General features: G+C 72.2%; 17 protein-coding genes. 2 read left to right on the forward strand and 15 right to left on the reverse strand.

The features are described from left to right. Positions 1 to 46: 46 nt before the first annotated feature. From pgi to ACIA5F_RS12995, 13 genes are all read right to left on the reverse strand, one after another. On the reverse strand, positions 47 to 1753 hold the full coding sequence (pgi, locus tag ACIA5F_RS12935; protein ID WP_399352351.1) for a glucose-6-phosphate isomerase: 1707 nt from the start codon (positions 1751 to 1753) through the stop codon (positions 47 to 49). Positions 1754 to 1905: 152 nt separating this feature from the next. Continuing rightward, a complete protein-coding gene (locus tag ACIA5F_RS12940; protein WP_399352045.1) occupies positions 1906 to 2241 on the reverse strand; it encodes an RNA polymerase-binding protein RbpA in 336 nt (111 codons plus the stop codon). Between the two features lie 190 nt (positions 2242 to 2431). After that, complete coding sequence (gene secG / locus ACIA5F_RS12945) at positions 2432 to 2662, reverse strand: preprotein translocase subunit SecG (protein ID WP_399352353.1); 231 nt, start codon at positions 2660 to 2662, stop codon at positions 2432 to 2434. Between the two features lie 145 nt (positions 2663 to 2807). Next, positions 2808 to 3584, reverse strand: coding sequence for a triose-phosphate isomerase (tpiA, locus tag ACIA5F_RS12950; protein ID WP_399352047.1), 777 nt, complete (start codon positions 3582 to 3584; stop codon positions 2808 to 2810). A 6-nt stretch (positions 3585 to 3590) separates the two neighbouring features. Beyond that, positions 3591 to 4802: a phosphoglycerate kinase gene (locus ACIA5F_RS12955; protein ID WP_399352049.1), complete on the reverse strand. Its 1212-nt coding sequence runs from the start codon at positions 4800 to 4802 to the stop codon at positions 3591 to 3593. Positions 4803 to 4941: 139 nt separating this feature from the next. Then, positions 4942 to 5946 carry a type I glyceraldehyde-3-phosphate dehydrogenase gene (gap, locus tag ACIA5F_RS12960; protein WP_399352051.1) on the reverse strand — a complete coding sequence of 335 codons (1005 nt, stop codon included), beginning with the start codon at positions 5944 to 5946 and terminating at the stop codon, positions 4942 to 4944. Positions 5947 to 6177: 231 nt separating this feature from the next. After that, positions 6178 to 9138, reverse strand: coding sequence for a M14 family zinc carboxypeptidase (locus ACIA5F_RS12965; RefSeq protein WP_399352053.1), 2961 nt, complete (start codon positions 9136 to 9138; stop codon positions 6178 to 6180). Between the two features lie 157 nt (positions 9139 to 9295). Then, entirely contained in the window at positions 9296 to 10291 is a 996-nt protein-coding gene (gene whiA, locus ACIA5F_RS12970; RefSeq protein ID WP_399352055.1) for a DNA-binding protein WhiA, read from the reverse strand. After that, on the reverse strand, positions 10282 to 11337 hold the full coding sequence (gene yvcK / locus ACIA5F_RS12975; RefSeq protein WP_399352057.1) for a uridine diphosphate-N-acetylglucosamine-binding protein YvcK: 1056 nt from the start codon (positions 11335 to 11337) through the stop codon (positions 10282 to 10284). The genes whiA and yvcK overlap by 10 nt, the downstream gene beginning before the upstream one ends. Beyond that, positions 11334 to 12281 (reverse strand): RNase adapter RapZ, encoded by a 948-nt coding sequence (gene rapZ / locus ACIA5F_RS12980; protein WP_399352059.1) that lies wholly within the window; start codon positions 12279 to 12281, stop codon positions 11334 to 11336. The genes yvcK and rapZ overlap by 4 nt, the downstream gene beginning before the upstream one ends. Then, positions 12278 to 14338: an excinuclease ABC subunit UvrC gene (gene uvrC, locus ACIA5F_RS12985; protein ID WP_399352061.1), complete on the reverse strand. Its 2061-nt coding sequence runs from the start codon at positions 14336 to 14338 to the stop codon at positions 12278 to 12280. Before uvrC ends, rapZ begins: the two co-directional genes overlap by 4 nt. Before the next feature lie 398 nt (positions 14339 to 14736). Then, positions 14737 to 15591 (reverse strand): hypothetical protein, encoded by an 855-nt coding sequence (locus ACIA5F_RS12990; protein WP_399352355.1) that lies wholly within the window; start codon positions 15589 to 15591, stop codon positions 14737 to 14739. Positions 15592 to 15596: 5 nt separating this feature from the next. After that, a complete protein-coding gene (locus ACIA5F_RS12995) occupies positions 15597 to 16193 on the reverse strand; it encodes a papain-like cysteine protease family protein (protein ID WP_399352062.1) in 597 nt (198 codons plus the stop codon). A gap of 234 nt (positions 16194 to 16427) precedes the next feature. Here ACIA5F_RS12995 and ACIA5F_RS13000 point away from each other — a divergent pair, with 234 nt between their 5' ends. Continuing rightward, positions 16428 to 17357, forward strand: a complete 930-nt coding sequence (locus tag ACIA5F_RS13000) for a hypothetical protein (protein ID WP_399352064.1) — start codon at positions 16428 to 16430, stop codon at positions 17355 to 17357. Positions 17358 to 17467: 110 nt separating this feature from the next. Here the strand turns inward: ACIA5F_RS13000 and ACIA5F_RS13005 are convergent, their stop codons facing one another. Then, positions 17468 to 17926 (reverse strand): Rieske (2Fe-2S) protein, encoded by a 459-nt coding sequence (locus ACIA5F_RS13005; protein WP_399352066.1) that lies wholly within the window; start codon positions 17924 to 17926, stop codon positions 17468 to 17470. A gap of 76 nt (positions 17927 to 18002) precedes the next feature. On the opposite strand from ACIA5F_RS13005, the gene ACIA5F_RS13010 reads away from it, so the two are divergent. Then, positions 18003 to 18908, forward strand: coding sequence for a carbohydrate kinase (locus ACIA5F_RS13010; protein WP_399352068.1), 906 nt, complete (start codon positions 18003 to 18005; stop codon positions 18906 to 18908). Between the two features lie 69 nt (positions 18909 to 18977). On the opposite strand, the gene uvrA is transcribed toward ACIA5F_RS13010, so the two are convergent. Then, entirely contained in the window at positions 18978 to 22022 is a 3045-nt protein-coding gene (gene uvrA / locus ACIA5F_RS13015) for an excinuclease ABC subunit UvrA (RefSeq protein WP_399352070.1), read from the reverse strand. Between the last annotated feature and the right edge of the window lie 170 nt (positions 22023 to 22192).

A 22192-nucleotide genomic window follows, 5' to 3' on the forward strand; every position in this document is an offset into this window, starting at 1 on the left:
ACCCCCGTACGCCGACCCGCGTACACCGGTCCCGGGGCCGGGGTGCTCAGCCGCGGCCGCGCAGCTCCCGGTAGGTGGCGACCAGGGCCTTGGTCGAGGGGTCCAGGCCGGGCACGTCCACGCCCTCCGTCAGGGCCGGCTCCACCCGCTTGGCGAGGACCTTGCCGAGCTCCACGCCCCACTGGTCGAAGGAGTCGATGTTCCACACCGCGCCCTGGACGAACACCTTGTGCTCGTACAGGGCGATCAGCTGTCCCAGCACGGCCGGGGTCAGCTCGGTGGCGAGGATCGTGGTCGTGGGGTGGTTGCCCTGGAAGGTCTTGTGCGGGACGAGCGGCTCGGGGACGCCCTCCGCCCGGACCTCCGCCGCCGTCCTGCCGAAGGCCAGCGCCTGGGTCTGCGCGAAGAAGTTCGCCATCAGCAGGTCGTGCTGGGCCGCGAGCAGCGGCGGGAGATCCGCCACCGGCCGCGCGAAGCCGATGAAGTCCGCCGGGATCATCCGGGTGCCCTGGTGGATCAGCTGGTAGTAGGCGTGCTGCCCGTTGGTGCCGGGCGTGCCCCACACCACCGGGCCGGTCTGCCACTGGACCGGGTCGCCGTCACGGTCCACGGACTTGCCGTTGGACTCCATGTCGAGCTGCTGGAGGTAGGCGGTGAACCGCGACAGGTAGTGGCTGTACGGGAGCACCGCGTGCGACTGGGCGTCGTAGAACCCGCCGTACCAGATGCCCAGCAGCCCGAGCAGCAGCGGCGCGTTCCGCTCCGCCGGGGCCGTAAGGAAGTGCCGGTCCATCGTCTCGAAGCCGCCGAGCATCTCGCGGAAGGAGTCCGCCCCGATCGCGATCATGAGCGAGAGCCCGATGGCCGAGTCGAAGGAGTAGCGCCCGCCGACCCAGTCCCAGAACTCGAACATGTTGGCGGGGTCGATGCCGAACTCGGTGACCTTCTCCGCGTTGGTGGAGAGCGCCACGAAGTGCCGGGCCACCGCCGCCGGGTCCCCGCCGAGGCCCTCCAGCAGCCAGGCGCGGGCCGAGGTGGCGTTGGTGATCGTCTCGATGGTGGTGAAGGTCTTGGAGGCGATGATGAAGAGCGTCTCGGCCGGGTCCAGGTCCCGCACGGCCTCGTGCAGGTCGGCGCCGTCCACGTTGGAGACGAAGCGCAGGGTCAGCTCGCGGTCGCTGAAGGCGCGCAGGGCCTCGTAGGCCATCGCCGGGCCCAGGTCGGAGCCGCCGATGCCGATGTTGACGACGTTCGTGATGCGCCTGCCGGTGAAGCCGGTCCACTCCCCCGACCGGACCTGGCCGGAGAAGGCGGCCATCTTGCCGAGGACGGCGTGGACACCGGGGACGACGTTCTCCCCGTCCACCTCGATGACGGCGCCCTCGGGGGCGCGCAGGGCGGTGTGCAGGACCGCCCGGTCCTCGGTCGTGTTGATCTTCTCGCCGCGGAACATGGCCTCGCGCAGGCCGGCCACGCCCGTCGCGTCCGCCAGCTCGTACAGGAGCGCCAGCGTCTCGTCGGTGACGAGGTGCTTGGAGTAGTCGACGTACAGCTCCCCGGCGCGCAGGGTGTAGCCGGTGCCCCGGCCCGGATCGGCCTCGAACAGCTCCCGCAGGTGCGTGCGGCCCAGCTCTTCCCGGTGCTTGCCGAGGGCGAGCCACTCCGGTGTCCGGTTGAGCTTCGTACGACCCTGTGGCCGCTCACCGCCACCCTCGCTCGACGCGCTCCGCGCGGCGGCCTGCTGTGCGTTCATCTCGGCCATCAACCCACTTCTTCCGTCCTGTGTGCCCCGCCGATCACCAACTTAAGGGATCGGGAGCGGGCCACCGCGCACAAAGAGGCCCGGTCCCGCAGGAGAAGACTCCTGCGCGACCGGGCCTCCAGTCACCTTGTGGCCCGCGAGTCTCAGATCTCGCCGCGGAGCTTGGCGAGCGCCTCGGCGAGGATCGCCTCGCCGTCGGCGTCCGTGCGCCGCTCCCGTACGTACGCCAGGTGCGTCTTGTACGGTTCGGTGCGCGGCGGCGCCGGCGGGTCGTCCCGGTCCTGGCCGGCCGGGAAGCCGCAGCGCGGACAGTCCCAGGTCTCCGGAACCTGCGCGTCGCTGGCGAAGCTCGGCTGCGTCTCGTGCCCGTTCGAGCACCAGAAGGAGATGCGCAGACGGGGTGCGGACTCGCCGCGCTCCGCCTCGCCCATCGGCCCCGCTCCGACTCGACTGCCACGAATCGCGTTGCCACTTGCCACGGTCGTAACTCCCTGCGTGATGGTGCCGCGGAGCGTGAGGGAAAGGTCCGCCGCGGGCGCCCGGGTCTACGTAAGGCCCAACGCGCGTCCAGTGAATGGAGTTACTCATTCCATGGTGTGGACGCAGGACCTCATGATAGGCCGGGCGGCTCCGGCCGGACCGCCGCAATGGCCAAAACGGTCACAACCGTCAGCGGCCCGCCTTCATCAGCAGACCGAGGGCCATGATGCACGCGAACCACAGCAGACCGACGACGACGGTGATGCGGTCCAGGTTGCGCTCCGCGACGGAGGACCCGCCGACCGACGACTGCATGCCGCCGCCGAACATGTCGGAAAGGCCGCCGCCCTTGCCCTTGTGCATCAGCACGAGCAGCATCAGCAGGGCGCTGAAGACGACCAGGGCGATCGAGAACCCCATAATCACGGCTGATTCCTACTTTCTGGCTTCTCTGGCTTTGCGGCTTCGCTGGGATGTGCAGCGGGGGCCGGCCGGCTGATGGTGCAGCCTGCTGGCCCCCGCAAGGGTACGACGTATCCGCCCTACCGCATACTCTCAGCGATACTCACTGGTCGCGGAAGCGGACGATCTTGACGAACTCGTCCGTGTCCAGCGCCGCGCCGCCGATCAGGGCGCCGTCGACGTCGGGCTGGGCCATGATCGCGGCGATGTTGCCGGACTTGACCGAGCCGCCGTACTGGATGCGGACCTTGTCGGCCAGTTCCTGGGAGTACAGCTCGGCGAGACGGCCGCGGATCGCCCCGCAGACCTCCTGGGCGTCCTCGGGGGTGGCGACCTCGCCGGTCCCGATGGCCCAGACGGGCTCGTACGCGATCACGATGGACTCGGCCTGCTCGGCCGGGAGGTCCTTGAGGCCGCCGTCGAGCTGGCGCAGCGTGTACGGGACCTGCTCGCCGGCCTTGCGGACGTCCAGGCCCTCGCCGACGCAGAGGATCGGGGTGATCCCGTGCTTGTAGGCGGCCTTGACCTTGGCGTTGCAGATCTCGTCGGTCTCGCCGTGGTACTGGCGGCGCTCGCTGTGGCCGACGGCCACGTAGGAGCACTTCAGCTTGGCGAGCATCGGGCCGGAGATCTCGCCGGTGTAGGCACCGGAGTCGTACTGCGAGATGTCCTGGGCGCCGTACTTGATCTTCAGCTTGTCGCCGTCGACCAGGGTCTGGACCGAGCGGAGGTCGACGAAGGGCGGCAGGACCGCGACCTCGACGGCGTCGTAGTCCTTGTCGGCGAGGGCGAAGGAGAGCTTCTGGACGTGCGCGATGGCCTCGAGGTGGTTGAGGTTCATCTTCCAGTTGCCCGCCATCAGCGGGGTACGCGAAGTCACTTTGGTTCAGACCTCCAGTGCGGCGATGCCGGGGAGCGTCTTGCCCTCAAGGTATTCGAGGGAGGCGCCGCCACCGGTCGAGATGTGGCCGAAAGCGTTCTCGTCGAAGCCGAGCGTGCGCACGGCCGCGGCGGAGTCGCCACCGCCGACGACGGTGAACGCGTCGCTGTCGACGAGGGCCTGCGCGATGGCGCGGGTGCCTCCGGCGTAGTCGGGGTGTTCGAAGACGCCCACGGGACCGTTCCAGAAGACGGTCCCGGCGTCGGCGATCTTCGAGGCGTACAGCTCACGGGTCCTGGGACCGATGTCCAGGCCCTCCTGGTCGGCGGGGATCTCGTCCGCGGCGACGGTGACGAAGTCCGCGGGGGCCTTCGTCTTCAGGTCGGGGAAGGTGGTGGCGGCCAGGATGTCGACCGGCAGGACCAGCTCGACGCCGGTCCGCTCGGCGCGCTCCATGTACTCCTTGACGACGTCCACCTGGTCCTTCTGGAGCAGGGAGATGCCGACCTCGTAGCCCTTGGCGTAGAGGAAGGTGTAGGCCATGCCGCCGCCGATGAGGATGCGGTCGGCCTTGCCGAGCAGCTCGTCGATGACGGCGAGCTTGTCGGAGACCTTGGCGCCGCCGAGGACGACCACGTAGGGGCGCTCGACCTCGTCGGTCAGCTTCTTGAGGACACCGATCTCGGTGGCGATCAGGTAGCCGGCCGCGTGCGGGAGGCGCGCGGGCAGGTCGAAGACCGAGGCGTGCTTGCGGTGGACAGCGCCGAAGCCGTCGCCGACGTAGACGTCGGCGAGTTCGGCGAGCTGGTCCGCGAAGGCGCCGCGCTCGGCGTCGTCCTTCGCGGTCTCACCGGCGTTGAAGCGCAGGTTCTCGATGACGGCGATCTCACCGTCGGCGAGGGCGGCGACGGTCTCCTTGGCGGAGGCGCCGACGGTGTCGGTGGCGAACGCGACGTCCTTGCCGAGGAGCTGTCCGAGGCGGGCCGCGACCGGGGCGAGCGAGAAGGCCGGGTCCGGGGCGCCCTTGGGGCGGCCCAGGTGCGAGGCGACGACCACGCGGGCGCCGGCCTCGGCGAGCTTCGCGATGGTCGGCTGCACGGCGCGGATACGGCCGTCGTCGGTGATGTCGCCGTTGGCGAGCGGCACGTTGAGGTCGGCGCGGACGAAGACCCGCTTGCCCGCGACGCCCTCGGAGAGCAGTTCGTCGATCGTCTTCATGTGTGTCTACTCCTTCGAGTCCTTCGCCCGGGGGCGAGGAAGGGAGAACGAGGCAAGCGACAGGGCCCGTGCGGCGCTTCGTCGCGCTGCCCGGACCCTGTGCTCACATCGTGGTGCCTTGCCTTAGAAGCCTGCGGCCTTAGAGCTGGCCACCGACGAAGACCGTGAGGTCGACGAGGCGGTTGGAGTAGCCCCACTCGTTGTCGTACCAGCCGATGACCTTGACGCTCTTGCCCTGGACCATGGTCAGGGAGGAGTCGAAGGTGCAGGAGTACGGCCAGTTCACGATGTCGGAGGAGACGATCGCGTCCTCGGTGTAGTCGAGGATGCCCTTCAGCTGGCCCTCGGAGGCCTTCAGGAACGCGGCGTTGACCTCGTCCTTGGTGACCTCGCGCTCCAGCTCGATGACCAGGTCGGTCACGGAGCCGGTGGGGACCGGGACGCGCATCGCGATGCCGTCGAGCTTGCCCGCCAGCTCCGGGATGACCAGCGCGGTCGCCTTGGCGGCGCCCGTGGTGGTCGGGATGATGTTCTCGGCGGCGGCGCGGGCGCGACGCAGGTCCGAGTGCGGGAAGTCCAGGATGCGCTGGTCGTTCGTGTACGCGTGGACCGTCGTCATCATGCCCTTGACGATGCCGAAGTTCTCCAGGAGAACCTTGGCCATCGGCGCCACACAGTTGGTGGTGCAGGAGGCGTTGGAGATGATGTGGTGCTCCGCCGGGACGTACTTGTCCTGGTTGACACCCATCACGATGGTGATGTCCTCGTCCTTGGCCGGAGCCGAGATGAGGACCTTCTTCGCGCCCGCCGCGATGTGCTTGGCGGCGTCGGCCTTCTTGGTGAAGATGCCGGTCGACTCGATGACGATGTCGGCGCCCAGCTCGCCCCACGGCAGGTTCGCGGGGTCGCGCTCGGCGAAGGTCTTGAAGGTGTTGCCGCCGACCGTGATGGTGTCGTCGGTGTGCGAGACCTCGGCCTTGAGGCGGCCCAGGATGGTGTCGTACTTGAGCAGGTGCACCAGGGTCGCGTTGTCAGTCAGGTCGTTGACACCGACGATCTCGATGTCCGCTCCCTGCTCCAGGAGCGCCCGGAAGTAGTTACGGCCAATTCGGCCAAAACCGTTGATGCCTACGCGGATCGTCACGAACCGATCTCCTCGTTGGTGCGCCGGTCTGTCCGCCGGCGAGCTGTATGGGAAGTCCCCGACCGCTTACGACCCTACCTCTCCGTGAGCTTCCGGGTGACATCGACCGGGGCCTGACACTCGCCCCGCTCCGCCGGGAGCCCCCGGTACGGTCCCGCGCCGGGGGTTCCGGTGCGGGACCGCGGGACCTTGTGCCCGGTCACCCATAGTGACCAACAGGTGGTCGGCCGGTCAGTGGTTCAACGCGCGAAGCGCCTTACCGACGAGTAGAACTCGGTCCGCAGTGGCCGGCAGATGCTCCAGGCCGAAACCCAGGAGCACGGTGTCACGCGTAGTGACCGCCGCGTAGGACCGGAACAGCTCCCCCGACCGGGACCAATCGCCCGGAACCTCGGGACTTCCGGCAGGTGCGCCCTGGGCGGTCCAGCCCCCCAGGGAGGTCTCGAACCCTTCCACCGGCTGGTCCGTCCCCGCGACGGAGACCCGCGCCTCGTCCGCGAAGACGCCCCGGCCGCCCGTGCTCGGGTCGGTGACGGAGGAGAGCGAGACCTCCACCGTCCTGCCCGCGTAGGCGCTCAGGTCGAAGGAGACCTGCTTCCAGCCGCCGGAGGAGCCGGTGAAGCTGTTCCACGCCCCGCTGCTGCCCCGCGCGGTGCAACCGCCCTCCGCGAGGGTGAGGTAGTGGCGCAGGAACGGGTGGCCGCCCACGAAGAAGCCGCCCTCGCACTCCACGGGCACGGCGGCGCTGGTCAGGCCGCTCGCCTCGGGCAGCGTGGTCCAGTCCTCCCCGCCCGCCGTACGGGCCTCCAGGAGGGCGTGGTCGTAACCCGGCTCGGTGTTCCAGTTCAGGGCCATCGTCAGCCGGGGCCGGTCGGCGGCGGTGGCCCCGGTCAGGTCGATCGTGCGGGCCAGCCGCTTCCAGTCGTCGTCGGCATGGGTGGCCGCGGCCATCCCGGTGCCCGTGTAGGGGGCGTACGGGTTCACGACCCCGGCGAACCCGCCCGCCTGCGCGCTCCTGAACTGCGGGAACCGGTCGACGGGCAGGGTCTCGGAGGTCACGGTGTAGGCGCCCGGGGTGTCCAGCGGGTTGCCGGCCGCGTCACCGAGGCCGCCCCTGGCCCCGGTGAGGGGACCCGCTCCGGTGAAGCCGGTGGGGCCGGTGGCGTTCGTCCGGCCGTAGGCGCCGAGCCAGTACTGGCTGAAGTCGTCGGTCAGGGCGGGGCCGACCCGGGCCTTGCCGCCCGCCTGCTCACCGGCCTCGATCAGCTTGCCGCCCTCGTTCAGGAAGTCGCGCAGCGCCAGCTGGGTCCCGCCGCCGGGGGCCGGGGCCCCGGTGTAGTGGACGGCCGTACGGAAGTGGGAGAGGACGCCCAGGGCGTGCGGGACGCCCTGGGTGGCGACGTCCCAGACCGCGGCGGCCTTGCCGTTGGCGCGCAGCGCGTCCACGTACGTCCGGGCGTGGAGGGCCCGGACGCCCTCCTCGGCGATCACCAGGACGTCCGCGCGCGGACGCTCCGTGACCGTGTAGGTGAAGCGCTCGCTGGTGACGCGCGCTCCGGAGCCGTCGCGTCCGGTGAACCAGACCTCGACCCGGTCTCCGGGCTTCGTGTCCTCGATCTCCGCCCGGTACCGGTCGAACCAGTTGTTGTCCTCGCCGCCGTAGACCTCGCCGCCCTTCCAGGCGGTGAGTTCCTCGTCCTGGGCGCGACCGCCGTTGATCCGGTAGTTCAGCTCCTTGTCCCGCAGCCCCTTGCGGGCGGTGACGGAGACCTCCTGGTCCTGGCCGCGGGCGGCGTAGGAGGTGGTGAAGGGGTCGAGGGTGAAGTCCGCGGCCTTCAGGCCCACGGCCGAGACCGGCCGGTCCGGGTGGGCGGCCGACTCGGCGACGGAGTACGCGAAGGGGACGTTCTTGGCGAACTCCGCCTGGATGAGCTTCTCGTCGTCCGGGAAGTTGAAGCCGGAGGCGCAGTCCTCGGGCCGCCACCGGTCGTCGGGGTCGATCGCGGAGGCCGTCCGGCAGGTGGTCATCTCCGGCGTGAACATCATGATGCCGTTGGCGTTGGCGGCGTGGCCGTCGGCCTCGCCGTTGGTGGTGTACAGCTCGGAGGAGAGCTGCGGGTGGTAGCCGGGGACGGCCGGGTTCTGCGGGGTGCCCGCCAGCGCCTGGTAGACGACGTCGTCCGGGGTCGAGGTGGCCACCTGCCAGCCCACGCCGTAGAGCAGCAGCTCGGCGGCGGAGTGGTAGTTGACGGCGTAGCGGAAGCCGATGCGCTTCTGGAACCGGTCGAGGGCGACGGTCTCGGGCTCGGAGGACGCCTCGGGGCCGCGGTAGGTCTCGCTCGCCGGGCTCGGGGAGGAGCCCTCGTTGTCGTAGCCCCACTTGTAGGAGAAGTTCCGGTTGAGGTCGACACCGTCGCCCGCGCCGATCCTGCCGTCGCCGTCGTTGTCGCGCAGGTTCTTGCGCCAGAGCCGGCGGCCGTCCTGGGCGAAGGTGTGGTCGTAGCCGTCGGGGTTGGCGGAGAGCACGAACCACAGCTCGGTGGAGTCCACCAGCTTGGTGATCTGCGGGTCCTTGCCGTAGCCGTCCAGGGTCCGGTGCATCAGGCGCCGGGTCATCTCGGGGGTGATCCACTCGCGGGCGTGCTGGTTGGAGAGGTAGAGCACGGCCGGGCGGGTGCCGTCCCCGGTCCTGCGGGCGTCCTTGGTGACCTTGAGGGCGAGGATGTCCTTGCCCTGGACCGTCCTGCCGATGGAGACGACCTTGGTGAGGCCGGGGCTGGCCTGGGCGGTGGCGAGGATCTCCTCCTGGAGGCCCCCCTTGCCGCTGTAGGGGCGGAAGACCCCGTCGCCGGCGGCCCGGGTGCGGGCGGCGGCCCCGGCGGGGAGGACGCGCTCGGTGAGCCCGACCCCCTGGGCGGTGAGGTGTCCGGCCTGGCCCGCGGTGAGGTAGAGCTCGACCCGGGCGGTGCCGGTCTCCGGGGCGCGTTCGGCGAGTTCGTGGGCGTCCTGGCCGGCGGCGAGGACGAGCGGGACCTGTTCCCGGGTGATGTCGGCGTCGTAGACCCGTACCTCGTCGGCCGCGGGGGCGTCCCCGGGGCCGGGCCGGGCCTGGGCCGCGCCGGGCAGCGCGGCGAGGACGGTGGCGAAGACGAGTGTGCTTGCGGCGAGGACGGCTCTCGCGCGGTGCCTCATGTGTCCCCCTGGGGTCGTCTGCTCGGAAGCGTTCGGACGCCAGGCTCACGATCCCGCATGATCATGTCAATGGGGCGTTCCGAAAGGGCCCGCACGCCTGGGCGTGCGGGCCCTCCCCGCGGTGCGCGCGGGACCCCGCCGGTGGCGGGGCGCGCGGTCATCCGGCCAGGTTGTCGGCCATCTCCTCGCTGAGGTCGAGGTTGCACTCGGTACCCGGGATGCCCAGGTCCTGGGCCCGCTTGTCGGCCATCGCCAGCAGGCGGCGGATGCGGCCCGCGACGGCGTCCTTGGTCAGCGGCGGGTCGGCGAGCGCGCCCAGCTCCTCCAGGGACGCCTGCTTGTGCTCCATGCGCAGCCGTCCGGCCGCCGCGAGGTGCTCGGGGACCTCCTCGCCGAGGATCTCCAGCGCGCGCTGGACCCGGGCTCCGGCGGCCACCGCGGCCCGCGCCGAGCGGCGCAGGTTGGCGTCGTCGAAGTTGGCGAGGCGGTTGGCGGTGGCGCGGACCTCGCGCCGCATCCGGCGCTCCTCCCAGGCCAGGACCGACTCGTGCGCGCCGAGTCTGGTGAGCAGGGCGCCGATGGCGTCGCCGTCGCGGACGACGACCCGGTCCACCCCGCGCACCTCGCGCGCCTTGGCGGCGATGGAGAGCCGGCGGGCGGCGCCGACCAGGGCCAGGGCGGCCTCCGGGCCGGGACAGGTGACCTCCAGGGAGGAGGAGCGGCCCGGTTCGGTGAGCGAGCCGTGTGCCAGGAAGGCACCGCGCCAGGCCGCCTCCGCGTCGCAGGTGGCCCCCGAGACCACCTGAGGGGGAAGTCCCCGGATGGGACGGCCGCGGCCGTCCACGAGCCCCGTCTGGCGGGCCAGCTGGTCACCGCCCGCCACGACCCGCACGACATACCGGCTGCCGCGGCGCAGGCCCCCGGGGGCCATGACGACCAGGTCCGAGGAGTGGCCGAAGATCTCCAGGATGTCCTTGCGCAGGCGCCGGGCCGCGATCCCCGTGTCGAGCTCCGCCTCGATGACGATCCGGCCGCTCACCAGGTGCAGCCCGCCCGCGAACCGCAGGATCGCCGAGACCTCCGCCTTCCTGCAGCAGGTCCGGGTGACGGGGAGCCGGGAGATCTCATCCTTCACCGCTGGCGTCATCGCCATGGGCCGATCCTTCCATGCATCCGAAAAATACGGTCGTACGCGGCGGCGAGCAGCTCCGGGTCATGTTTCGGGGAGCCGTCCTGCCTGGCGACCGGCGCCAGCTCGACCGCGGCGCCGAACCGTTGCGCGGCATCGGCGAGGGACTCGCGGTCGGGCACGGCGGCCTCGTCGGCCAGCACCACGTCCAGGGCGAGTTTAGGGGCGTGTCGGGCCAAAACCTCCAAATGACGCTGCGGAGAGAAGCCCTCTGTTTCACCGGGTTGTGGCGCGAGGTTCAGCGAGAGGACCCTGCGGGCCTTCGTGGCGACCAGCGCGTCGAGCAGTTCCGGCACCAGCAGGTGCGGGATCACGGAGGAGAACCACGACCCGGGACCGAGCACCACCCAGTCGGCGTCCAGGACCGCCGCGACGGCCTCGGGCACGGCCGGCGGGTCGCCCGGGACGACCTGGACGGAGAGCACCTCGCCGGGGGTGAGGGCCACCGTGGCCTGCCCCCGGACGGTGTCCACGGCCTCGGGCCGGGCCGGGTCGTGCCCCTTGACCAGGGCCTGGAGCTCCAGCGGCACCGCCGACATCGGCAGGACCCGGCCGTGGGCCCCCAGCAGCCTGCCGACCAGGTCCAGGGCCTGGACGGGGTCGCCGAGCTGTTCCCACAGGGCGACGATCAGCAGGTTGCCGACGGCGTGTTCGTGCAGGTCCCCGCGGGACTGGAAGCGGTGCTGGATGACCCGGGCCCAGGTCTGGCCCCAGTCGTCGTCGCCGCAGAGCGCGGCCAGCGCCTTGCGCAGGTCGCCGGGGGGCAGCACGCCGAGCTCCTCGCGGAGCCGGCCGCTGGAGCCGCCGTCGTCGGCGACGGTGACCACGGCGGTCAGCTCACCGGTGATCCGGCGCAGGGCGGCGAGGGAGGCCGACAGACCCTGGCCGCCGCCGAGCGCCACCACCTTGGGGGCCGCGCCGCGGCGGCGGCCGGTGCGGCTGCCGCCGGTCTCGCCGCGCCCGGGGGTGAGCCGGCGCAGGCGGTTCAGCCGCGGGGTCCGTGCGATCACTCGCGCCCCATGTCCCGGTGGACGACGACGGTCTCGACTCCCTCGGAGGCGAGGCGGGCGGCGAGCTTCTCGGACATGGCCACGCTGCGGTGCTTGCCGCCCGTGCAGCCGACCGCGATGGTCACGTACCGCTTGCCCTCCCGGCGGTAGCCGGTGGCGATGAGCTGGAGCAGCTCGGTGTAGCGGTCGAGGAACTCCTTGGCGCCGGGCTGGCTGAAGACGTACCCCGACACCTCCTCGTTGAGCCCGGTGAAGGGGCGCAGCTCCGGGACCCAGTGCGGGTTGGGGATGAAGCGGCAGTCCACGACGAGGTCGGCGTCGACGGGGAGGCCGTACTTGTAGCCGAAGGACATGACGGTGGCCCGCAGCTCGGGCTCCTCGTCGCCCGCGAACTGGGCGTCCATCTTGGCGCGCAGCTCGTGCACGTTCAGGCTGGAGGTGTCGATCACCAGGTCGGCGTCCCCGCGCAGCTCGCGCAGGAGGTCGCGCTCGGCGGCGATGCCGTCGGTGATGCGGCCGTCGCCCTGGAGGGGGTGCGGGCGGCGGACCGATTCGAAGCGGCGGACCAGGGCGTCGTCGGAGGACTCCAGGAAGACGATGCGCCGGGTGACCCCGCGGCTGTCGAGGTCGGCGAGGGACTCGCGCAGGGCGTCGAAGAACTGGCGGCCCCGGACGTCGACGACGACGGCGATGCGCGCCACATTGCCCTGGGAGCGGGCGCCGAGCTCCACCATGGTGGGGATCAGCGCCGGTGGGAGGTTGTCCACGACGAACCAGCCGAGGTCCTCCAGACACTTGGCCGCCGTACTGCGGCCGGCCCCGGACATGCCGGAGATGATCACCAGCTCGGGGATGGCCGCCTCGGCGGTCTCGCCGGGCTCCGCTGTCGTGCCCGTACTCACCTGTGCTCCGTCTCGGTCGTGCGTGTTCTCGTGCTCGGTCATGGCGTGGTCCCCCGTTCGGACGATGCCCCCGCGGACGCGGGTGCCTCGTCCTCAATGATCTCTCCTGTGGCCGTGTTGACCGCGGGGCCGGGAGCCGTCCGGGCGAGGGCCACGGCCACGGTCTCGGCCGTCTTGCGGCCTATGCCCGGGACCTCGCAGATCTGCTCGATTGTCGCCTGTCTGAGCTTCTTCACCGAACCGAAGTGCTTGAGGAGGGCCTGTTTGCGGCTCTCGCCGAGGCCGGGCACCTCGTCGAGCGGCCCGGAGGTCAGCCGTTTGCCGCGCTTGTCGCGCTGGTAGCGCAGGGCGAACCGGTGGGCTTCGTCACGGACCCGCTGGAGCAGGTAGAGCCCCTCACTGGTGCGGGGCAGGACCACCGGGTCGGCCTCGCCGGGCAGCCAGACCTCCTCCAGCCGTTTGGCCAGGCCGCACACGGCCACGTCGTCGATGCCGAGCTCCTCCAGGGCCCGCTGGGCGGCGGCGACCTGCGGACGGCCGCCGTCGACCACGACGAGCTGCGGCGGGTAGGCGAAGCGCCGGGGGCGGCCGTCGTCCTGCGGGGTGTCCGGGGCCCTCTCCCCGGGCTCTGCGGGCTCTGCGGTCTCCCCGGGCCCCCACTCGCCCGTCCTCTGCTTCTCCTGGAGGTAGCGGCGAAAGCGCCGGGAGACCACCTCGTGCATGGAGCGGACGTCGTCCTGCCCCTCGCCGTGCCAGACCTGGGTGTCCCCGACCCGGCCGGTGATCTGGAAGCGCCGGTACTCGCTCTTGCGGGCGAGGCCGTCCTCGAAGACGACCATGGACGCCACCACGTCGTCGCCCTGGAGGTGGGAGATGTCGAAGCATTCGATGCGCAGCGGGGCGCTGTCCAGCTCCAGGGCCTCGGCGATCTCCTCCAGGGCCCGGGAGCGGGTGGTGAGGTCGCCCGCGCGTCGGGTCTTGTGCAGGGCCAGGGACTGCTGGGCGTTGCGGTGGACGGTCTCCATGAGGGCCTTCTTGTCCCCGCGCCGCGGGACGCGCAGGGAGACCTGGGAGCCACGGCGCCCGGCCAGCCACTCGGCGAGGGCGGGCGTGTCCTCGGGCAGCACCGGGACCAGCACCTCCTTGGGGACGGACTCGCCCCGTTCCTCGCCGTAGAGCTGCTGGAGGGCGTGCTCGACGAGCCCGGCCGTGTCGACGGCCTCCACCTTGTCGGTGATCCAGCCGCGCTGGCCGCGCACGCGCCCGCCTCGTACGTGGAAGATCTGCACGGCGGCTTCGAGCTCGTCCTCGGCGACCGCGAAGAGGTCGGCGTCGGTGGCGTCGGTGAGCACCACGGCGTTCTTCTCCATGGCCCGGCGCAGGGCTCCGATGTCGTCGCGGAGCCGGGCGGCCTTCTCGTACTCCATCTCCTCGGCGGCCTCGTGCATCCGCGCTTCGAGGCGGGTCAGGTAGGTGCCGGTGCGTCCGGCCATGAAGTCGCAGAAGTCCTCGGCCAGTTCGCGGTGCTCCTCGGGGGTGACCCGGCCGACGCAGGGCGCGGAGCACTTGCCGATGTATCCGAGGAGGCAGGGGCGGCCGATCTGGGCGGAGCGCTTGAAGACCCCGGCGGAGCAGGTGCGGACGGGGAAGACCCGCAGCATCAGGTCGACGGTCTCGCGGATCGCCCAGGCGTGCCCGTACGGGCCGAAGTAGCGCACGCCCTTCTTCTTGGGGCCGCGCATGACCTGGACGCGGGGGTACTGCTCGTTCATCGTGACGGCGAGCGAGGGGTAACTCTTGTCGTCGCGGTACTTGACGTTGAACCGGGGGTCGTACTCCTTGATCCAGGAGTATTCGAGCTGGAGCGCCTCGACCTCGGTGGAGACCACGGTCCACTCGACGGAGGCCGCGGTGGTCACCATCGTGGCGGTGCGGGGGTGCAGGCCGGCGAGGTCCTGGAAGTAGCTCGCGAGTCGCTGGCGCAGGCTCTTGGCCTTCCCGACGTAGATCACCCGGCGGTGCTCGTCGCGGAACCGGTAGACCCCCGGGGAGTCGGGGACCTGTCCCGGCGCGGGGCGGTAGCTGGAAGGGTCGGCCATACGGACCAGCCTACTTGCGGGGTCCGACAACCCGCCCGGGTGGAGCCCCCGGGGCGGGGCGGCGGCGGTCGCCGGACCCCGGACCCCGGGCGCGGGGTCCCCGGAGCCGGTGGGAGCCCCCCGGGGACGGCGGCGGGCGGGTGAGCGGCGGGCGGGTGAGCGGCGGGGCGGGTGAGCAGCGGGCGGGTGAGCAGCGGGCGGGTGAGCAGCGGGCGGGTGAGCAGCGGGCGGGTGAGCAGCGGGGCGGTGCCGGGAGGGGAGGACCCGGTCGCACCGCACCGGACCCGGCCCCGCCGCGTGACCCGGCCCCGCCCCGCCGCGCCCGGCCCCACCGCCGGGCGCGGGGTCCGCCGCGGGCCCGGACCCTGGCAGGGGCCGGGCCCGCGGGGGAAGAGCGGTTACCTCCGGACGCCGTCCCGGCGGGCCCGGCGCAGGGCGGCGAACCCGACGCCGCCGAGCGCGAGCGCGCCGGCCGCCCCGGCCACCAGGCCCGGCGGGGTCCCGGCGTCCTGCGGCGCGGAGGCCACCGCCGCGGTCTCCACGAGGGCCTCGGTACCGGCCTCGGTACCCGCCTGCGCGGAGCCCTCGGCGGAGTTCTCCGTGTAGCCGCCCGCCTTGCCCCCCTTGGCGTAGGAGGAGCCGGGGAGCTTGTCCCCGTACGCCTTGGTGACGCGGGCCCGGTAGGCGTTCAGGGTGGTGCCCCGTTCGCCCACGGCCTTGACCGCGTCCTCGTCCAGCGGCAGCACCTGGCTGCCCTGGGCGACGTACCAGGCGTCCGTCTGGGGCTCCCGGAAGACGGTGCCGCCCGGGAGTTTCGCGGCGCCCAGCTGGGCGTAGCGGAATTCGTCGTCACCGGTGGCGATGTTCACGACCTGCCAGCCGGCCTCGGTCTTCGCGGTCCACAGCGCGGCCTGCTGGCCGTCGGAGGCGACGGCCCTGCTGGCGAGGAACTCCAGACGGGCGACGGGGGCCCCGGCCTTGCCCGCGACGAAGTCCGGGGAGAGGTAGTGGACGGGGACGGCCTCGCCCTCGACCCGGGGCTGGGCGGCGGCCAGGGTGACCTTGCCCTCCCGGGAGAAGAACCGGGAGAGGGTGGTCAGGGTCTCGGGGGCGGAGGCCGCCCGTTCGGCGGCGGCCTTGGTCTCGGCGGTGACGGACTGGGGCTGCGGCACGGGGGCCGCGGAGGCCTGCGGGGTGAGGAGCAGGACGGCGGTGGCGGCGGTGGCGAGGACGGCGGCGGCGCGCGGGTTCATGGCGGTCACGCCCCGATCCGGTAGAGCGAGTGGGTCCAGGAGAAGGTGCTGTTGTTCACGTACCAGGCGTGCGAGGCCCAGCTGTAGCGGTCGCTGGAGGGCCACGGGTCACCCCAGTAGACCCAGTTGCTGGCGGTGTCGTAGCCGTAGATCACGTGCATGTGGCCGCCGCCGTTGGACCACTGGATGCGGGTCTCGACCGGACGGTTGGCGTTGATCTCGGTCTGTACGGTGGCGTACTGGAGCCAGCCGTTCACGTACGAGCCGGGGTTGACGCCCGCCCAGCTCAGGCCGGTCTGCACATTGCCCAGGGTGGCCTGGTTGTTGGGGCAGTCGTAGCCCTGGGTGCGGTTGAAGGCCGCGTTGCAGAACTGGTTCTGGGTGTAGCCGCGGCCGAACCAGGTGGCGATGGTGTTGCCGGCGGCGGCCCAGCACCAGTTGGTCTTCTGCTGGGCCTGCATCGTGATGTTCAGTCGTTTGGTGGCGAGGGCCGAACCGGCCCCGGTGTCGGCGGCGGTGGCCGTGCCGACGCCGGCGGTCAGGACGAAGAGCAGGGCGGTGATGAAGGCGGCGAGGGAAAACCGCCTGTTTCGGTTGCGCATCGCGTTCCTCCCGGAGCGGGGGGCGGGGAGCGGGTGGGGGGAGCGCGTCCGGACGCTGTCCAGGAGCATCGGGGTGTTGTCGCGATCAGGTCAACACGCTTCAATACCGGGTGACATTTCGGAGTGAACGGTGAGGCGGGGATGTGAACGGCGGCTGCCGGTTCCACCTGGTTTCCCGGCTCCGTGGACGCCGTCCACCACGCCGGCGCGCGTGAACGTTCACAGAGGAGTCGCATGCGACGGAGCGGTGACCCGGCGGAACTCGGACAGCTGCTGCACGACGGCCCCTTCCACCTGGCCCTGCGCGCCGCCCTGGCCGCGCGCGGGCTGCCCCTGCACCGGGTGCAGCACCGGCTGGCGGCGCAGGGCATCAAGGTCGGCGTGACCAGCCTGAGTTACTGGCAGCAGGGCGTGCGGCGGCCCCGCCACGCCGAGTCCCTCAGAGCCGTGGGCGCGCTGGAACAGATCCTGGACCTGCCGGACGGCACGCTCGTACGGCTGCTGAGCGCCCCGGAGCCCGGTACCACCGCCCGCCCGTCGGCCCGCCCCTACCGGGCCCTGGTCGGTGTGGGCGCGGCGGTGGAGGCGCTGCTGGAGGGGCTGGAACTCCCGCCGGACGGCGGCCTGCACACGGTCGGCCACCACGAGCGGGTCCGGATCGGGCCGGGCGGCGAGCTGCGGGGCCGCGAGTCCCAGCAGATCGTCCGGGCCCACCGCGACGGCGTGGACCGCTACCTCGCCGTCCACCAGGGCGATCCGGGGTGCGACGCGTCCCGGGTGCGGGTGCGGGCGTACGAGAACTGCCGCACCGGGCGGGTGCGGTGCCACCGGGAGGCCGGGGTGGTGGTCGCGGAACTGCTCTTCGACGCCCGGCTGCGGCGCGGGGACACCTACGTCTTCGCCTACGGGGTCGAGGACGGCACGGGCCTGCGCAGCGGCGAGTACGTGCGCGGCTTCAGCTACGCGGGCGGGCAGTACGTGCTCCAGGTCCAGTTCGACGAGGAGGCCCTGCCGGTGCGCTGCCGCCGCTTCACCCGCGCCGGCCCGCAGGCCCCGCGCGCCGGCCTCTCGGAGCTGACCCCGAGCGGCCGGCACCGGGCGGTGCACCTGGTCGAGGAGACGGTGCGCCGGGGGGTCATCGGGATCGCCTGGGACTGGGACTGAACCCCGGCCCGGGCGGCGGGCCCCGGGCGGGCCGGGGTTCCCCGGGCGGCGGGCCCCGGGCGGGCCGGTCCGGGGCGGGGCTGCGGCGCGGGGGCTGCGGGCGGGTGCGGTCAGCCCGCGACGAGCTTGCCGCCCTCGGCCCGGACCGGGACGGCGGGCAGCGGTTCGGTGGCCGGGCCGCGCAGCACCTCGCCGGTCGTCACGTCGAAGCGGCTGCCGTGGCAGGGGCAGTTGCCCTCGCCCTCGACGATCTTGTCCAGGACGCAGCCCGCGTGGGTGCACTGGGCACTGAACGCCTTGTACTGGCCCTCCGCCGGGCAGCTGACGATCAGCTTGCGCTCCCGGAACAGCTTCGCGCCGCCGACCGGGACGTCGGCCGCGGCCCCCAGTTCCACGGGAGCGGCCGGCACCGCCGGAGTGCGACCGCCGCTGTTGGTCTCGGTGGAGCAGGCCGTGAGCGTCACCCCGGCGCCGGCGGCCCCGGCGAGCGCGGCGGCGCCCTTGAGGACGGTACGGCGGGCGGGCGGTACCTCCCCGCCGGGGCGGGGGGAGGACGGCGACGCGGACATGGGGGGCTCCTGGCATGGGTGCGGGGACAGCGGTCCACCCGACGATACCGCCGCCCGATGGGGTACCTTCCCCCGCGTGATCGTCGTCGGTGGAGAAGCCCTGATGGACCTGGTGCCCGTGGCCCGGCCGCCGGGCGCCCTGCTTCCCCGGCCGGGCGGCGGGCCGTACAACACCGCGCTGGCGCTGGGGCGGCTCGGTGCCCGGGCGGCCTTCTGTTCCCGGGTCTCCTCGGACGGCTTCGGCGAGACCCTGCTCGCCGGGTTGCGGGCGGCCGGGGTGGACCTGTCCCTGGTCCAGCGCGGCCCGGAGCCGACCACCCTGGCCGTGCCCTCGCCGGCCCCCGACGGCTCGGCCTCGTACGGCTTCTACGCCGAGGGCACGGCGGACCGGCTGTTCGCCCTGCCCGCCGCCCTCCCGGCGGGTACGCGGGCCCTCGCGCTCGGCACCTGCTCGCTGGTGCTGGAGCCGGGCGCGAGCGCGTACGAGGCCCTGCTGCGCCGGGAGTCGGGGCGCGGGCTGCTGACCCTGCTGGACCCCAACATCCGCCCGGCCCTGATCCCGGACCCGGCGGCCTACCGGGCCCGTTTCCTGGAGCGGCTGGCGTACGTGTCCGTCCTGAAGCTGTCGGAGGAGGACGCGCGGTGGCTGGGCGGCGGGGTCCCGGACTGGCTGGCGGCGGGGCCGTCGGCGGTGGTGCTGACCCGGGGCGCGGCGGGCCTGACGGTGTGGACGCGGGAGGGGGCGCGGCACACGGCGGCGGCCCGCCGGGTCGTCGTGGCGGACACGATCGGGGCGGGCGACACGGTCAGCGCCGCCCTGCTGCACCGGCTCGCGGTCCCCCGGGGCGGGGTTCCGGTGGACTGGCCGGAGGTCCTGGCCTACGCCGCCCACGCGGCGGCCCTGACCTGCACCCGCCCCGGCGCGGAACCTCCGTACGCGACGGAACTCCGGCCCGGGGGGCGGGCCGGGTCCGGGGCGTGACGCGGCCGGGCCGGGGACGGCCGGGCCGCACGGCCGGGGACGGGGCCCCGGCCGCCGCCGTGGTGGCGCTCAGGCCTTGCGGGCCCGGGTCGCCTTCTTCGCCGGGGCGGACTTCTTCACGGCCGCCGCCGTCTTCCCGGCCGTGGCCGTCTTCTTCGCCGCCGTCTTCTTGGCCGGGGCCTTCGCGGTCGCCGCCTTCACGGCCGCCGTCTTCTTCGCCGGGGCCTTCTTCGCCGCCGGGCGCGCCGGGAGCGAGGCGGCGTCGGAGACCCGGTCCGCGCCCAGGATGTCCCGCAGGAACTTGCCCGTGTGGCTGGCCCCCACCGAGGCGACCTGCTCCGGTGTCCCCTCGGCGACCACCAGGCCGCCGCCGTACCCGCCCTCCGGGCCCATGTCGATGACCCAGTCCGCGGTCTTGACGACGTCCAGGTTGTGCTCGATGACGATCACCGAGTTGCCCTTGTCGACCAGCCCCGACAGCACCTTGATCAGCTTCGAGATGTCCTCGAAGTGCAGACCCGTCGTCGGCTCGTCCAGGACGTACACGGTCCGGCCCGTGGACCGCTTCTGGAGCTCGGAGGCCAGCTTCACGCGCTGGGCCTCGCCGCCCGAGAGCGTCGGCGCCGACTGGCCGAGGCGGACGTAGCCCAGCCCGACCTCGTTCAGCGTCCGCAGGTGCCGCGAGATCGTCGGCACCGCCTCGAAGAAGTCCGTCGCCTCCTCGATCGGCATGTTCAGGACTTCCGCGATGGACTTGCCCTTGTAGTGGACCTCCAGGGTCTCCCGGTTGTACCGGTCGCCGTGGCAGACCTCGCAGGGGACGTACACGTCCGGCAGGAAGTTCATCTCGATCTTGATCGTGCCGTCGCCGGAGCAGTTCTCGCACCGGCCGCCCTTGACGTTGAAGGAGAAGCGGCCCGGCAGGTAGCCGCGCACCTTCGCCTCCGTCGTCTCCGCGAACAGCTTGCGCACGTGGTCGAAGACCCCGGTGTACGTCGCCGGGTTCGAGCGGGGGGTACGGCCGATCGGCGACTGGTCGACGTGCACGACCTTGTCGACCAGGTCGTCCCCGTCCACCCGCGTGTGCCGTCCGGGCACCGAGCGGGCGCCGTTCAGCTCGCGCGCCAGGTGCGTGTAGAGGATGTCGTTGACCAGCGTGGACTTGCCCGAACCGGAGACTCCGGTCACGGCGGTGAGGACGCCCAGGGGGAAGGAGACGTCGATGTCCTGGAGGTTGTTCTCCCGGGCGCCGTGGACGGTCAGCTGCCGGTCCGGGTCCACGGGCCGCCGCAGGTCGGGGAGCGGGATGGACCGCTTGCCGGACAGGTACTGCCCGGTCATCGACTCGTCGTTCTCCAGCAGCTCCGCGAGGGAGCCGCTGTGGACCACCTTGCCGCCGTGCTCGCCCGCGCCGGGGCCGATGTCCACGATCCAGTCGGCCACCTTGATCGTGTCCTCGTCGTGCTCGACGACGATCAGGGTGTTGCCCATGTCCCGCAGCCGCACCAGCGTCTCGATCAGCCGGTGGTTGTCCCGCTGGTGCAGGCCGATGGAGGGCTCGTCCAGGACGTAGAGCACACCGACCAGGCCGGAGCCGATCTGGGTGGCCAGCCGGATGCGCTGGGCCTCGCCGCCCGACAGGGTGCCGGCGGCGCGGTTCAGGGAGAGGTAGTCCAGGCCGACGTCCACGAGGAAGCGGAGCCGTTCGTTGACCTCCTTGAGGACCCGCTCGGCGATCTTCTTGTCGCGGGCGTCGAGCCGCATCCGCCCCAGGAAGTCGGAGCACTCGCTGATCGACATCGCGGAGACCTCGGCGATGGACTTCTCCATCACCGTCACCGCCAGCACGATCGGCTTGAGCCGGGTGCCCTGGCAGGTCGGGCAGGGCACCTCGCGCATGTAGCCCTCGAACCGCTCGCGCCCGGCGTCGCTCTCGGACTCCGCGTGGCGCCGCTTGACGAACGGCACGGCGCCCTCGAAGGCCGTCGTGTACGCCCGCTCCCGCCCGTACCGGTTGCGGTAGCGGACCTCGATCTGCGTCTTGTGCCCGTGGAGCAGGGCCTTCTTCGCGCGCAGCGGCAGCCCCGCCCAGGCCATGTCCGTACGGAAGCCCAGCTCCTCGGCGAGCGCGCCGACCAGCCGCTGGAAGTAGTCGCGGGTGTGGCCCAGCGACCACGGCGAGACCGCCCCCTCGTCCAGGGACTTCTCCTCGTCCGGGACGATCAGCTCCGGGTCGACCTCCATGCGGGTGCCGATGCCGGTGCACTCGGGGCAGGCGCCGAAGGGCGAGTTGAAGGAGAAGGAGCGCGGCTCCAGCTCCTCGAAGGAGAGGTCGTCGTACGGGCAGTAGAGGTGCTCGGAGTACATCCGCTCGCGCTCGGGGTCGTCCTCGGCGAGGTCGACGAAGTCCAGGACGACCATGCCGCCCGAGAGTCCGAGGGCGGTCTCCACGGAGTCGGTGAGGCGGCGCTTGGCGCCCTCCTTGACGGTGAGGCGGTCGACGACCACCTCGATGGTGTGCTTCTCCTGCTTCTTCAGCACGGGCGGCTCGGAGAGCTGGACGGTCTCCCCGTCCACCCGGGCCCGGCTGTAGCCCTTGGTCTGGAGGTCGGCGAAGAGGTCGACGAACTCGCCCTTGCGCTCGCGCACCAGCGGCGAGAGCACCTGGAAGCGGCTGCCCTCGGGGAGCGCGAGCACCTTGTCCACGATCGCCTGCGGAGACTGGCGCGAGATCGGGCGGCGGCACTCGGGGCAGTGCGGCTTGCCGATGCGGGCGAAGAGCAGGCGCAGGTAGTCGTAGACCTCGGTGATGGTGCCGACGGTCGAGCGGGGGTTGCGCGAGGTCGACTTCTGGTCGATCGAGACGGCCGGGGAGAGGCCCTCGATGAAGTCGACGTCGGGCTTGTCCATCTGGCCCAGGAACTGGCGTGCGTACGAGGAGAGCGACTCGACGTAGCGGCGCTGGCCCTCGGCGAAGATCGTGTCGAAGGCCAGGGAGGACTTGCCCGACCCGGAGAGTCCGGTGAAGACGATGAGCGAGTCGCGGGGCAGGTCGAGCGAGACGTTCTTGAGGTTGTGCTCGCGAGCGCCACGAACGATGAGACGGTCGGTCACGCCGGTCCGCACCTTTCTTGAGAGAGCGGGGCACGGGGCTCCCGTCCCAGGGTATGGGGGGCGCCTCCGCGATGGGGTCTGCGAGGGAGTGGGAGGGTGGACTTCCGAGCGTATAGCACGCACATTCGAATTACGGCACCCGTCCGACCGCTTCACCCGATCGTGTGGCG

This window comes from Streptomyces sp. NPDC051567, from assembly GCF_044454165.1.
GTDB lineage: Bacteria > Actinomycetota > Actinomycetes > Streptomycetales > Streptomycetaceae > Streptomyces.